At 57.1% G+C, this 13,719-nt stretch carries 11 protein-coding genes; 6 read left to right on the forward strand and 5 right to left on the reverse strand.

Features of this window, described 5'->3' with window-relative positions; genetic code table 11:
* Positions 1–10: 10 nt before the first annotated feature.
* From WNZ14_RS00680 to WNZ14_RS00695, 4 genes are all read right to left on the reverse strand, one after another.
* A complete protein-coding gene (locus WNZ14_RS00680; RefSeq protein ID WP_342866695.1) occupies positions 11–1,294 on the reverse strand; it encodes a TRAP transporter large permease in 1,284 nt (427 codons plus the stop codon).
* A gap of 13 nt (positions 1,295–1,307) precedes the next feature.
* A complete protein-coding gene (locus WNZ14_RS00685; RefSeq protein WP_342866696.1) occupies positions 1,308–1,886 on the reverse strand; it encodes a TRAP transporter small permease in 579 nt (192 codons plus the stop codon).
* A gap of 87 nt (positions 1,887–1,973) precedes the next feature.
* Positions 1,974–2,993, reverse strand: coding sequence for a TRAP transporter substrate-binding protein DctP (gene dctP, locus WNZ14_RS00690; protein ID WP_342866697.1), 1,020 nt, complete (start codon positions 2,991–2,993; stop codon positions 1,974–1,976).
* A 308-nt stretch (positions 2,994–3,301) separates the two neighbouring features.
* Positions 3,302–4,690: a PLP-dependent aminotransferase family protein gene (locus tag WNZ14_RS00695; protein ID WP_342866698.1), complete on the reverse strand. Its 1,389-nt coding sequence runs from the start codon at positions 4,688–4,690 to the stop codon at positions 3,302–3,304.
* Positions 4,691–4,755: 65 nt separating this feature from the next.
* Here WNZ14_RS00695 and WNZ14_RS00700 point away from each other — a divergent pair, with 65 nt between their 5' ends.
* From WNZ14_RS00700 to WNZ14_RS00715, 4 genes are all read left to right on the forward strand, one after another.
* Positions 4,756–5,256 carry an Lrp/AsnC family transcriptional regulator gene (locus WNZ14_RS00700; protein WP_342866699.1) on the forward strand — a complete coding sequence of 167 codons (501 nt, stop codon included), beginning with the start codon at positions 4,756–4,758 and terminating at the stop codon, positions 5,254–5,256.
* 89 nt (positions 5,257–5,345) lie between these two features.
* Positions 5,346–6,857, forward strand: coding sequence for an NAD-dependent succinate-semialdehyde dehydrogenase (locus WNZ14_RS00705; protein ID WP_342866700.1), 1,512 nt, complete (start codon positions 5,346–5,348; stop codon positions 6,855–6,857).
* 22 nt (positions 6,858–6,879) lie between these two features.
* The gene (locus tag WNZ14_RS00710) at positions 6,880–8,250 is read left to right on the forward strand and encodes an aspartate aminotransferase family protein (RefSeq protein ID WP_342866701.1); all 1,371 of its coding nucleotides are present in this window, start codon (positions 6,880–6,882) and stop codon (positions 8,248–8,250) included.
* A 192-nt stretch (positions 8,251–8,442) separates the two neighbouring features.
* A complete protein-coding gene (locus tag WNZ14_RS00715) occupies positions 8,443–9,402 on the forward strand; it encodes an aldo/keto reductase (RefSeq protein WP_342866702.1) in 960 nt (319 codons plus the stop codon).
* 9 nt (positions 9,403–9,411) lie between these two features.
* Here WNZ14_RS00715 and WNZ14_RS00720 read toward each other — a convergent pair whose 3' ends face one another.
* Positions 9,412–10,905 carry an alpha/beta fold hydrolase gene (locus tag WNZ14_RS00720; protein ID WP_342866703.1) on the reverse strand — a complete coding sequence of 498 codons (1,494 nt, stop codon included), beginning with the start codon at positions 10,903–10,905 and terminating at the stop codon, positions 9,412–9,414.
* 308 nt (positions 10,906–11,213) lie between these two features.
* Between WNZ14_RS00720 and WNZ14_RS00725 the strand changes: the two genes are divergently transcribed.
* Both WNZ14_RS00725 and WNZ14_RS00730 read left to right on the forward strand, forming a co-directional pair.
* Positions 11,214–12,908, forward strand: a complete 1,695-nt coding sequence (locus tag WNZ14_RS00725; protein ID WP_342866704.1) for a sugar phosphorylase — start codon at positions 11,214–11,216, stop codon at positions 12,906–12,908.
* The gene (locus WNZ14_RS00730; protein WP_342866705.1) at positions 12,909–13,715 is read left to right on the forward strand and encodes an HAD-IIB family hydrolase; all 807 of its coding nucleotides are present in this window, start codon (positions 12,909–12,911) and stop codon (positions 13,713–13,715) included.
* The last annotated feature ends 4 nt before the right edge of the window (positions 13,716–13,719 follow it).

Genomic DNA, 13,719 nt, shown 5'->3' on the forward strand with positions numbered 1-13,719 from the left:
ATCAACCCCCTTACCTGAATGCGAGATCGCGCAGAAACAACGCGATTTGCGGGAAATAAATAAGGGCAACAGAGACGCAAAGCAGGATCACCGTGAACGGGAAAATGCCACGAATGACCTCGATATAGGGCCTCTTGAAAATGGCGATTGCAGTAAAGATGTCGCATCCAAACGGCGGCGTCGCCGATCCTATCGCCACCTGAAGCGTGATGATTGTACCGACCAGCACCGGATCAAGACCAACGGCATCGACCACCGGCGCGAAGATCGGAACCAGGATCAGGATGACCACGATCGGATCGACAAACATGCAGCCGATGAAGAACGCGATCGAGATTACCGCCAGCACCCCCTTGGGGCCCATGTCGGCAATGCCGACGGCCGCGAGGATAGCTTGCGGGACCTGTGCAAACGAGATCACCCAGGAAAACGCGGCACCGGCCGCAACCAGAATGAACACCACGGCAGTGATCAGGCCCGTCGACTTGGCAATCCGGTAGATGTCAGGGACGCTCAGGGACCTGAAGACAACGAACTCCAGGATCATCGCATAAAGCACACAGGCGGCTGCGGCTTCGGTCGGGCTGAAAATACCGCCATAAATGCCGCCCACGATGATGACCGGAAAGCCGAGCGGCCAAAGCGCCTTCTTGACGGCCTCACCCCGTTCGGCCCAACTGGCTTTCGGCTCGGTGGGCACCTTGTTGATGATCGCATAGGCCATGCTGTAGGCCGAGAAAAGAACCAGCAGCAAAAGCCCCGGCCCGATACCGGCGATGAAAAGCTCGGAAATCGAAGTGCTTGAAATAACGCCATAGATGATCATCCCGATCGAAGGCGGAATCAGAAAGGCGATATCAGACGCATTGATGATCAGCGCCAAGACGAAGGAATCCTTGTAGCCCGCCTTGAGCATGCGCGGGCGCAATGGCGAGCCGACGGCGACAACTGTTGCCTGGGTCGAACCGGAGACCGCGCCAAACAGCGTACATGCCGCAGCCGTGCTGACTGCAAGGCCGCCTTTGATGTGACCGACGAATTTCATCACCATGTCGATCAGCCGATTGGCGGACTGGCCCCTCGTCATGATGTCGGCTGCGAGAATGAACATTGGCACGGCGATCAGCGATGCAGGCCTTATCCCGGCCATCATCTGCTGGACCATGAAGTCCATCTTGCCGATATCGCCAAACATGAAAACAAAGCCGACAAACGTGGCGACAAGCAGCGGAATCATCATCGGGAAGCCGAGCAGCAGCAAAACGATCATGATCAGGAAAATGGTCAGTGCCATGGATCGTCTTCCCTCAAATCTCGAGTTCGTCTTGGTCATAACCCTCAAGCACGCGGGTCGAGAGGTAGATGTCTTCTCCGGTCAGGTTCTTGACCGCAGTCAGCGCGTACTGGAGGCCGGTCATGAAGAAGCCGATCGGGACCCAAAGGAAGATCCAGTAAACTGGCAGCTGCAGCGACGGCAGCACACGGCCAGAGACCGCCACCTTGGTGATGTAACCAATCGAGAAATAGCAAAGCGCAAACATCGTCAGCGCGGTGACAGCCGCGATCAACACCATGAAGCCTTTGCGCGCCGGTGGCGGCAATGCGTCATAAATCGCCGACATGCGGATATGCCGGCCCTGCCGGGCAGCATAACTGATGCCCGCAAACGTGATCAGGATAATCAGGATGCGGTTGAGTTCTTCGGAAAAGAACAGGCTGTATTGAAAAACGAAGCGGCCGATGACGTTGGCAATGGTGTTGAACGCCATCAGCAGAACGCCCGCTGCCAGCAGCACTGACTCCACCCGACTGATTGTTGAATCGATGGTACCCAACAAACCGGGCAGCGAGGATTCGTGCGGATTTTTTTCCTTTAAGTCGTCCAAGATAGCCTCCCGGCTTGCTGGCTGGCCAAACCGAAGGCCATCGCTAGAGGGCCTTCGGAAGTCTCAGAGCCTGTCACCAGACAGGGATCAGTTCTTGGTGGCTTCCAGATCAGCCTTCATCTGGTCGAGAATGGCCTTGCCGCTGTCACCGGTCATCTCGATGAACTTGGCTTCCACGCCAACCGCAGCCTCCTTGAAGCAGGAGCGTTCTTCTTCGGAGAGCACCGTCACGGTCATTTCGGGCTTGGCTTCCATGATCTTCTTGAGTTCACTGTCTGCCAGGCCCTTCTGGTACTCGACAATGTAGTCAAAGGCCGACGCAGATGCGTCCTCGATGACTTTCTTGTCGGCATCGCTCAGGCCATCAAAGAAGTCCTTGTTGGCCATCACCGCCGTGGTGAAATTGTTGTGCCCGGTATAGGTGATGTAATCCGTCACCTCGTACAGACCTGTCGAGTACAGGAAGAATGTCGGATTTTCCTGACCCTGAATGATGTTGGTCTGCAGGCCGCCATAGACTTCGCCCCATGGAAGCGGGGTCGGAGTGGCGCCGAAGGCCTTGTAGGATTCAACCAGCAGCGGGTTGGTCATGACGCGGAACTTGACCTCGTTGAGGTCGGCGCAGGTCTTGACCGGCTCCTTGGTGGTCATTGCCACTTCGCCTTCGGGGAACATGGTCAGAAGCTCAAGGCCCTGCTTTGCATAGAGGCCCTGGAAGTCCTCGTTGATGGCCTTGCTCTCCTTGAAAAAGCGCGCCAAATGCGCTTGGTCGGTCGGCAGCAGATAGGGCACGAAGAAGACCTGTGCTTCCGGGATCAAGGCGCCGGTAAAGCCGGGCGACTGGTCAACGAACTGCAGGATGCCGGCTTGAGCCTGCTCCATGATATCGGCAGATTCGCCGAGCGTTCCGTAGGGGAACAGCTGGATCGTATGGTCAGAATTGGCTTCGATCGCTTCCTTGAATTTGGTGGCGTAGACGCCCTGAACCTCGGTCAGCGATTCCTCGAATGCATATTTCCAGCTGTCAGCCTGCGCGGTCATCGTGCCTGCGGCGAGAACAGCAGCTGCAGCTACGCCACCAAGAAAAGTACGGATTGTGGATTTCATGCTTGGTTCCTCTCTTTTTGATTGTCTGTTCACTTTGGTATCCGGCGATCAAGCCGAGTGAAAATGATGAGGAGCTTCTAAAAAGATCCCCTGCACATCACGGGTACCCGGCCTCGGACGCGAGCAACCAGTCTTGATGTGAATTCGGCGTCCCCAATAATTGTTATGATTGCCTAAAGGTTAAACAAGGACAATAAATAGTCAATGCTGTTATTATATCATGACAATTTAGACAAACAGCACAATGCGGCTCTGCGCAAGTGGCACGGTCCTGGCTTCGGTGGAACGAGGTGGGCTTGCGCTAACGCCTAGAGTGTCAGCAGTGCCGGTTCCGGATTGCTGCGGGCAAGCCGTGAAATGATTGTCAGCCCACGCTCGAGCGTCTGGACGGTTTCAGCACCAAGGCAGATGCGGACGCCCTGGTTGCGAGCGGTCTCCGACATCGCGAACGCGGAACCGGGCGCGATGGCAACGCCGTTGAGCCGGGCATAGGCCACGAAAGCCTCTTCAGTCCAGGTCCCAGGTGCGGGAAGCCAGATGTGCATGCCGTTCTCGCTGGACAGGAAAGGAATATCCGCCAGAATATCAGCGGCCAGAGCATTGCGCTTGCCAAGTGCTTTCATCTGCCAGTTCAACAACTGCTCTGCGGTTCCATCCTCAATCCAGCGGCAGCCGATTTCCGCCATAAGGGGAGTGGCCATCCAGTTCGTCACCAGGTGACGGTTGGAGGCAGCGGATTCAAACGCCTCGGGCATGGAGAGAAACCCCAAGCGGAGACCGGGCATGATGCACTTCGTCAGGCTGGTAAAATAGAAGGTCCGCTCCGGCGCTATCGCAGCTATCGGGTCTGGCCTGCCAGTTTGCAGCGGCCCCCACGCGTCGTTTTCTATGATCATCACATCATGGCGCCGCGCCACCTCGACCAAATCTGCCCGCCTTTTGGCAGACATCATGGCCGCACGCGGATTCAAACCGCTCGGCATCAAATAAATGCCCTTGACCTGTGATTTTACGCAAATCGCTGCAAAGGCAGCGGGGACAATTCCTTCCTGGTCAGTCTCAAGCCCCTGAATCCGCAATCCCAGATACCTCGAAAGCGCCTTCAGCGTGTGGTGTCCAAGCTCCTCGGTAACGATCAGGTCGCCGGAACTGGCCACCGTCATGAGCGCAATGGTCATCGCCGAGGTATTGCCATTTGTCAGCAGCAAACCCTGAGTGGAAGGGCCCAAACCGCATCGTGCAAGCCATTTGGAAGCGGCGGGCGTATACTTCTTGAGCGCAGTGGAAGGCCGAAAAGCCGAAACTGTCGAGCTTGGCAAATCGGTTGCAAGCCGCCCCAAGGCACGCTGCATTTCCGTGATGTGCATTGTCTCGAAGACAGGCATGAGAATCGAGAAATCAATGAACTTCTCGTTCTGGCTGTCCGGCACGAAGGGCGTTTTCGTGTCACTGCGGCCAGTACGGACAAATGTGCCGCGACCAACTTCGCCCGCGATTACACCACGGCGTATAAGTTCGTCGTAGGCTCTGCTAACTGTCTGCACGCTCAAGCCGAGTTCGTAAGCTAGATTGCGATGGGTCGGTAGCCGTTCACCGTTGCGCAGTTCGCCTGCGTCAACAGCACGAACCAGGGCATCGGCAAGTGATTTATAGGCAGGTCGGCGAAGATCTTCGGATTTCGGAGGCCAAATTGTCATGATTTATTGATGGCCTCAATCACATTAATTGACAACCCCTCAATGCTGGCTCAAAAGTCACACTCATGGCCTCAATCAAACTCGATGACCGCGATATAAAGATTCTTGCAACCCTCTCGCGGGAAGGCCGAATTTCGAAATCAGAGCTGGCCAAACGGGTCAATCTAAGCCCGACGCCTTGCTGGGAACGTTTGAGCCGACTGGAAAAGGCCGGGATCATTTCCGGCTATCATGCCGAAATCGAACTGCGGCATGTTGGTCCTCAGGTCTCGGTCTTTGTGATGATCGAGCTTGAGAACCATCGCTCGGCCACGTTCCAGACCTTCGAGCAAGCCATCTCCGGATATGATGAAATCATGTCTTGCTGGGCGCTGGGCGGCGGTTTTGACTATCTGCTGCATGTGATTACCCGCGATATCGACAGCTATCAGCGGCTGATCGATGATCTTCTGGCCCGCCGCGCCGGGCTTTCACGCTATTTCAGCTACATCGTCACCAAACCGGTCAAGCACTCGACGATCCCGCCATTCGACATCCTGACAACGCCGGGACCGGAGATGGATTAGCCTCCGTGATACGCAAAAAACAGAAGAAACCTCTGGCAGACGCGGACGCATAAGAGAATTCATCTGCCGCCAAACGGTTACTTTCGGGCATGGCAAACCAACCCAAAAGCACAGCGGTGTCCACCGACAGATCCAAATTCATCACCACGTCACTGGCTCTTTCAGACCCGGCCCTGTTTCGCGGGTTCTCTTATATTGGAGGCCGCTGGACAGCTGGCGCTGCAGCCAGGATGCTTCCGGTCTCCAATCCAGCTGATGGAAGTCACCTTGGTGATGTTGCAAGCCTTTCGGCTTCAGACAGCGCAGGTGCAATCGACGCAGCACAGCATGCCTTTGGCCCATGGTCCTCCACGCTGCCGCAACAACGCTCGACGATCCTAAGGCGCTGGTTTGAGCTGATGCTCGAACACAAGGAAGATCTGGCGCGGATCATGACGCTGGAGCAGGGCAAGCCGATCTCGGAAGCGCGTGGCGAGATCGAGTACGCGGCGTCCTTTGTCGAATTCTTCGCCGAGGAGGCCAAGCGACCGAACATTGAAAGCGTGACGTCGCACCTGCCTGACGCCGAGGTCGAGATCTGGCGCGAGCCTGTCGGCGTCGCAGCCCTGATCACGCCGTGGAATTTCCCATCCGCCATGCTGACCCGCAAGGCGAGTGCAGCACTGGCCGCAGGATGCACAGTTGTCGCTCATCCCTCGGCTGAAACACCTTTTTCGGCGCTGGCGCTGGCAGAGCTTGCCGAACGCGCCGGGTTCCCGGCAGGTGCATTCAATGTCATCACCGGCGTCGCGCCGGTGATTGTGGAGCCGTTGATGAAGGACAAGCGCGTACGCGCTGTTTCGTTCACCGGCTCTACCGAGATCGGCAAGCTTCTCTACAGGCAGAGCGCCGACACCGTGAAGCGGCTGGTGCTTGAGCTCGGTGGTCACGCACCCTTCATCCTCTTCGCAGATGCCGATCTGGAACAGGCTGTCGATGAGGCTATCAAGGCGAAATTCGCAACATCCGGGCAGGACTGCCTGGGCGCCAACCGCTTCTTCGTCGAGCGCACGGTCTACGATGCATTCTGCGCGAAGTTCTCCGAAGCCGCATCGCGACTGTCTGTTGGCGTCGGCATGGACGATCCAGATCTTGGTCCGCTGATGAACGAGAAAGCGGTCGCCAAGCAGGAAGAGCATGTCGCCGATGCAGTTGCCAAGGGCGCACGCCTTCTCACCGGTGGCAACCGTCACAAGGCCGGCGTATTGTTCTACGAACCAACCGTGCTGGTTGATGTTCCAGCTGACGCCTTGATCATGCATGAGGAAACCTTCGGACCAGTCGCAGCCATTGCCGCTTTCGACACCGAAGACGAAGCTCTACAACGAGCCAATGATACCGAGTATGGTCTGGTAGCCTATCTTCACACCCAGGATCCGCGCCGGATTTACCGCGCCAGCCGCGCCCTCCAGTTCGGCATGGTTGCTGTCAATCGCACCAAGGTGACCGGCGCTCCGATCCCCTTTGGCGGCATGAAGCAATCAGGCCTGGAACGCGAGGGCTCACGCCTTGGCATGGAAGCTTTCACAGAAGTCAAATATGTCTGCCGCGACTGGGCATGACGCAATCAAGAAGGAAATGACAATGTTGCGCAACGATCAGCTTGATCAATGGGATCACGATCACTTTTTCCATCCCTCCACCCACCTTGCCCAATTCGCCCGCGGCGAATTGAAGAACCGCATCATCACCGGCGGTGAAGGGGTCTACATCACCGACCGTGACGGCAATCGCATGCTCGATGCCTTCGCCGGGCTCTACTGCGTCAACATCGGCTATGGCCGCCAGGAAGTTGCAGAAGCCATCGCCGCCCAGGCCAAGGAACTGGCCTATTATCATTCTTATGTCGGCCACGGCACGGAAGCCTCTGTAACGCTCGCCAAGATGGTCATCGACCGCGCACCCGACAATATGAGCCGGGTCTATTTCGGCCTGTCCGGGTCTGACGCTAACGAGACCAACGTCAAGCTGATCTGGTACTACAACAACATTCTGGGTCGCCCCGAGAAGAAGAAGATCATCTCGCGCTGGCGCGGCTATCACGGCTCGGGCCTGATGACCGGCTCGCTGACCGGCCTCGAGCTGTTTCACAAGAAATTCGACCTGCCGCTCTCTCAGGTGATGCACACCGAGGCGCCCTATTATTATCGCCGCGCTGACCTGTCCATGTCGGAAGCCGATTTCGTCGCCCATTGCGCAAATGAACTTGAAGCCATGATCGAGCGTGAAGGCGCTCACACCATTGCCGCCTTCATCGGCGAACCGGTGCTCGGCACCGGCGGCCTAGTACCCCCACCGGCGGGCTATTGGGCTGCAATTCAGGCTGTCCTGAAAAAGCACGACATTCTGCTCGTGGCCGATGAAGTTGTGACCGGCTTCGGACGTCTGGGCACGATGATGGGATCCACTCATTACGGCATCGAACCTGACATCATCACCATCGCCAAGGGCCTGACCTCCGCCTATGCGCCGCTTTCGGGGTCCATCATTTCCAAGAAGGTCTGGAAAGTGCTGGAACAGGGAACCGACGAGTACGGCGCCATCGGCCATGGCTGGACCTACTCCGCCCACCCGATCGGCGCAGCAGCTGGCGTCGCCAACCTCAAGCTTATTGACAGCCTGGGCCTCGTCGCCAATGCCGGTGACACGGGTGCCTATTTCAAGAAGGCCATGACCGAAGCGCTTGGCAGTCACAAGAATGTCGGCGACATCCGGGGCGAAGGCATGCTCTGCGCCGTCGAACTCGTTGACGACAAGGACAATCGCATCTTCTTCGATCCGGCAAAGAAGATCGGACCGTCCATTGCTGCGGCTCTGCTCAAGCACGGCGTCATTGCCCGTGCCATGCCGCAGGGCGACATCCTCGGCTTTGCTCCACCATTGTGCCTCACACGCGAAGAAGCCGACACGGTCGTTTCGGCTGCTGCTGATGCCGTGAAGGAAGTGTGCGGCTAAGCTTGAAAATCACTGATGCAGTGAAGAAAAATTCAGGACCGGCTCCCCTTGGGGCCGGTCCTTTTGATTTGCATCGGAAGCCGCCCGCCAAGCCCTTTCTGGAGGATTATGATGCCGGGACGAATTGTCCGAAACGCTGTTTGCTTATAGAAGTACCGAATGGAACAACGTCAATTGGGAAGATCCGGCCCAATGGTTTCCGCCATAGGGCTCGGATGCTGGAATTTTGCAGGGCCATATGGGCCAACCACCGAGCAGGAGAGCCATGAAACACTGGCGGCTGCAAAGGATCTCGGCATAAATCTGATCGACACTGCAAACGTCTACGGCATGGGCGTCTCGGAGACAGTGATCGGGAACTACCTCAAGAGGCACCCAGGCTATTTCCGGATTGCGACCAAGGCAGGCATCTGCCGAGACCCGTCTACCGGTGAACGCAGTTTCGACAATTCGCCTGAGCATCTCAGAACAGAATTGGAAAACTCACTTCAAAGGCTCGGCGTCGATCATGTCGATCTGTTCTATGTCCATCGCCGCGAGGCTGACCGCGCGATCGAGGACGTTGCCGGGACGCTTCAGCGGTTCGTGCAGGAAGGCAAGATCGGCGGGTTCGGCTTTTCTGAAATTGCACCGGCCTCACTCAGGCTGGCGCATACGGTCGCTCCGGTGATGGCAGTCCAAAGCGAGTATTCGCTCTGGACCAGGCAGCCCGACTTGGGAATGGTTCAAGCCTGCAACGACCTTGGCGTTGCCTTTGTCGCCTTCTGCCCGGTCGGGCGCGGCATATTTGCAGCTCAGACGCCAGATCCGGCAAACTTCGGAAAGGCCGATTTCCGCAAGGCCAATCCGAGGTTCCTCGAACCCGATCTGAGCCGCAACATCAACGCGGTTGCTCCTTTCAAGGACTATGCCCGCGACATCGGCACAACGCCGCCTGCCCTTGCAATCGCCTGGCTCTTGAGCCGCGGGGACCATGTTATCCCCATTCCGGGAACACGCTCAGCGACACATCTGGCAGACTGCGCCAATGGCGCATCGCTGAAACTTGATCCAACGCAGCTCGCCGAGATCGAGCGCATTCTTCCCCCAGGCTTTGCCCATGGCGAACGTTATTCACGCGAACAGGCAATCGGCGTTGAAGGCTATTGCTGAATTTTGAAATCAGCCGGCGCTGAACAGGGGAAAGCTCACACCAAGCGCCCAGGCAAGGCATAGTCCAAGGCCCACCCCCGCTGACAGGGCTCCGCTTTGTTGCGCCACCCATCGACCCATCAGACCGTGGACAAAGTAGAAGAGCACAAGCACCGGCAGAATGATGAAGAGAAACATCAACTGTTCCGGATCAAGCGCCGCTGCCATCCCCAGCGAGACCAGAACTGCAAGACGCGCAGCAATGCGTCGCCAGACCGCCCCTCTTCCACTGCCTGTCGCATAGCTATCCGCCACCATGAAGGGCACCGTCCCGACAGCAAGAACGGCGATCAGCAGCATCCGCTCAGCATTTGGCATGAAGCTCGCGACATAACGGTCCATGGCGAAGCCGAAGACGACCACGCCCCAAACTATCAGGACAAGAACCGCCACAATCGACAGGCCCGAGCCACGTAGTGTCATCCCACCTCGCAAGATGAGCAATTGCAGCACTCCATATAGAGCCAGGTGGATCATCAGATAATCCGCGACCAGCACCGGCAGGAACGGCACATAGAGCGGCGTTGCTACCAGCGGCACCAGCACTCCCGGCAGCAGGATCGACACCCAGAACCGCCGAGCGGATACCGCAACAGTTTCATTCGCGGATCGGGGCAACAGGCTGACAAGCGGCCGCCACAGCAGCACGATCCCGGTCATCAGCAGCAGGATCCACCAGCCCGGCTTAACCACGTCACCCGTACTCTCTCTGCCAAATGCCTTGTCGAGCCAGTCCCTGGACTCCCGCAAAGCTGTTGGGCTGAACAGCACGCCGACATGCTCGACATGCGGGGCAACCACGGCCCGGCGCGAAACATCTCCCACCTCAGCAGTCTCGCCTTCCTCTGCATCCGGTTGAACCAGTCTGAGATTGGCAAGCGCTTCCTCACGCAGCCTTCCCTCCCATTGCCCACTGATTGCCAGAAGCCGGGACGGCTGCTCAGCCGTTACGGCCTGGGAAAACATTGATATCGCGACAACCGCATCGACAGGCGTGCCTTGCTCGCCTTCTGCGATCGCGGCCCGAACCAGAATATCTGTCGCCATCGAGTGGCCCAGTAGCGCCAACCCTTTTTCGGCGCCTGGCAACTCGCGTCCAAAGGCGATCACCCAACGCGTCTGCGCGACCAGAAGCGCTGTCGTGCCATCGACCGAGGTTACATCGCCGGACATCGGAACGGGATTACGACCGTGGCCCTCAGAGTCAAAGGCCAGCACCGTGTAGCCCGACTGCGCAAGCGTCAGCGAATAGGCCTGCATGAGTTGTCTGGAGCCGGCAAAGCCATGGGCAACAACCACAACCGGACCTTTGTCATCCGGCTTTTGGTAGAGTGTGACTGGCGTCGTGCCGACATTCAGTCCCGTTATTTCCAGCCCCGACCGGCCATGCTCCAGGCTGAGCAAAGACAGAAAGATCGCAATCAGCGCAACGATCCCGAGCACCCAATTTCTACTCAATTGCATGAATTACCGGTCATGGTTGTGACATGCTCCGGGGTCAATCTTGTTCGGCGCAGTGTCAGTTCATCCCGATTAAGTGAGCATTTTCCACTGACAATGACAATCTATGCCAGCGCCAATGACCAAGGCCTCGCACCCATCTGCGGAACTTTTCTGTCGCCAACATGAAATCCATCCCAACCGGCTTGCCAGCAATCCAAATAAATGCATAAAATTTGGACATGGAAGTTTTTTATGCAGATGCGTCGGAAAAACCGGCAACGCTCCCTAAACCAATTCCGCGAAGGTTGCGCGACGGGCTGCGAATGCTCATGCAATCAATCTACCCTGATCATGACCAATCAGCATTGCTGGACCAGACCATTGCCGCTTTCTGGCCACAGGACGAACGACCAAAACGGCGCGGCCGGGCGGCCGCCAATACACTGTGGTCCGAAAAAGACAGCTACATCATCACCTACGGCAACACATTCATAAATGGCGAGCACAAGCCGCTTGATCTGCTGTTCGATTTTCTGGAAAGCCGTTTGAAGACCACCGCGACCGGCGTGCATATCCTGCCCTATTTCCCCTACACATCGGATGACGGTTTCGCCATCACCGATTATTATGCGGTCGACAGTGGACTTGGCGCCTGGGAGGATATCGGCCGCATTGCCGAGGATTTCCGTCTGATGTCGGATCTGGTGATCAATCACTGTTCCAGCCAAAGCACATTCTTCAACGAGTATCTTCTCGGGCACGAGCCTTACGACAAGTTCTTTTTCGAAGCCTCTCCAGACGATGATCTCACGATGGTGGTCAGGCCCCGGGCTCACCCGCTGCTCAGGGAAGTCGAGACCGCCAACGGGATCAGACATGTCTGGTGCACCTTCAGCCATGACCAGGTGGATTTCGACTTCTCCAACCCGGAGGTGTTGTTCGAATTCCTGCGGATCTTGCGTTTTCACATTTCCAAGGGTGTGAGAACCTTGCGGCTCGACGCGATCGCGTTTCTTTGGAAAGAGGTCGGCTCACCCTCAATCCACCTGCGCCAGACCCACGAGGTCGTGCGCCTGATCCGGTTGCTCGCAGACTACACCACAGAACCACTCGTCCTGCTGACTGAAACCAACGTGCCCAACACGGAGAACCTGAGCTACTTCGGCAATCGGAACGAAGCCCATCTGGTCTACAACTTCTCGCTGCCACCATTGCTGCTCCATGCCCTGCTTCACGGCACATCCAAACACCTCAATGCCTGGCAGATGTCGATGCCGCCGGCGCAGCTCGGATGCACCTATTTCAATTTCACCGCCTCCCATGACGGCATCGGCATGCGGCCGGCCGAAGGCCTGTTGAGCGAAGAAGACATTCAGCGCGTGATAGAGACCGCGGTCAAATTTGGCGGACTGCTCTCCATGCGGAAGATGCCTGATGGCGGCACGCGGCCCTATGAGATCAACATCGCGCTGTTTGATGCCTTGAAGGGAACAATCGACGGTGAGGATGAATGGAACGTCGAACGTTTCCTCTGCAGCCAGATCATTGCAATGGGTCTCGAAGGAATTCCCGGGTTTTACATCCACTCGTTGCTGGCAACCGGAAACGATTACGACGGCGTTGAGAAGACTGGACACAACAGGGCGATCAACCGGCATCGCTGGCACTATCCCGATTTGCTTGAACAGCTTGATAATCCCGAGACCACCCATGCACGGGTCTTCACCGCGCTGACCGCAATCCTCAAGAAACGGACCCAGCAAGCCGCCTTTCATCCCAATGCCACTCAATTCACGCTTCAACTGGGCGAGCAGTTCTTCGGTTTCTGGAGGCAGAGCATCGACCGCGCGCAGAGCATCTTTGCAATCCACAACGTCACCAACCAGCCGGCCTCGATTCCCGTCATGTCGCTCAACCTGATCGGCGGAGAGACCTGGAGCGACCTGATTTCCGGAGATGATATCAGCGAGTATGGCGGCGAGCTTGAATTCGCGCCCTATCAATGCAGATGGATCACCAACTGAATGGTGAGCGCACCCAATATCGAGAACATGATCGTCTTCAGTGATCTCGATGGCACGCTACTGGATCACCAGACCTATTCTCATGCTGCGGCCAACACAGCGCTCGACCAATTGCACCAGCTGAACATTCCCCTGATCCTGGCATCAAGCAAGACAGCTGCAGAGATCATACCCTTGCGTGCAGAACTGGGCTTCGCCCATTGCGAAGCGATCGTCGAAAACGGATCAGGCATTCTCGAAGGTCTGGACGGTACCGGAGACAGTGAAGACAAGTACCAGTTGATCCGTCAGGCGCTGGATGAGCTGCCACCAAGATTGCGCTGTAAGTATCAGGCGTTTGGCGACTGGACCCCAGAAGAGCTCTCCGAGCGAACCGGGCTCTCGCTCTTTGATGCCGAGAATGCAAAGACACGTCGGTTTTCCGAACCCGGCCTGTGGCTTGGAAACGAAGAGGACAAAGGCGACTTTGTCGTGGCGCTCAGCGAAAGCGGGCTGACAGCGCAGCAGGGTGGCCGGTTCATGACACTGTCATTCGGCGGCAACAAGGCCGAGCGCATGCTGGAGATCGCCAGCCGATATGCCAAAGGCGGCGAGAATCCGTTCATCGTGGCGCTCGGTGACGCTAGCAATGATCTGGCAATGATTGAACAGGCTGACCTTGGCGTCATCATTCCCAATCCCGCCCATCGCGGCCTGCCGCGATGTCCCGGTGAAGCCACAGGTCAGATCATCCGGGCAAAATCTTTCGGCCCCAAGGGATGGAATGAAATCATCATGTCGCTGCTCAACACAGCAGCGAAGAAATAGGATC

This window comes from Hoeflea sp. AS60, from assembly GCF_038900115.1.
GTDB lineage: Bacteria > Pseudomonadota > Alphaproteobacteria > Rhizobiales > Rhizobiaceae > Hoeflea.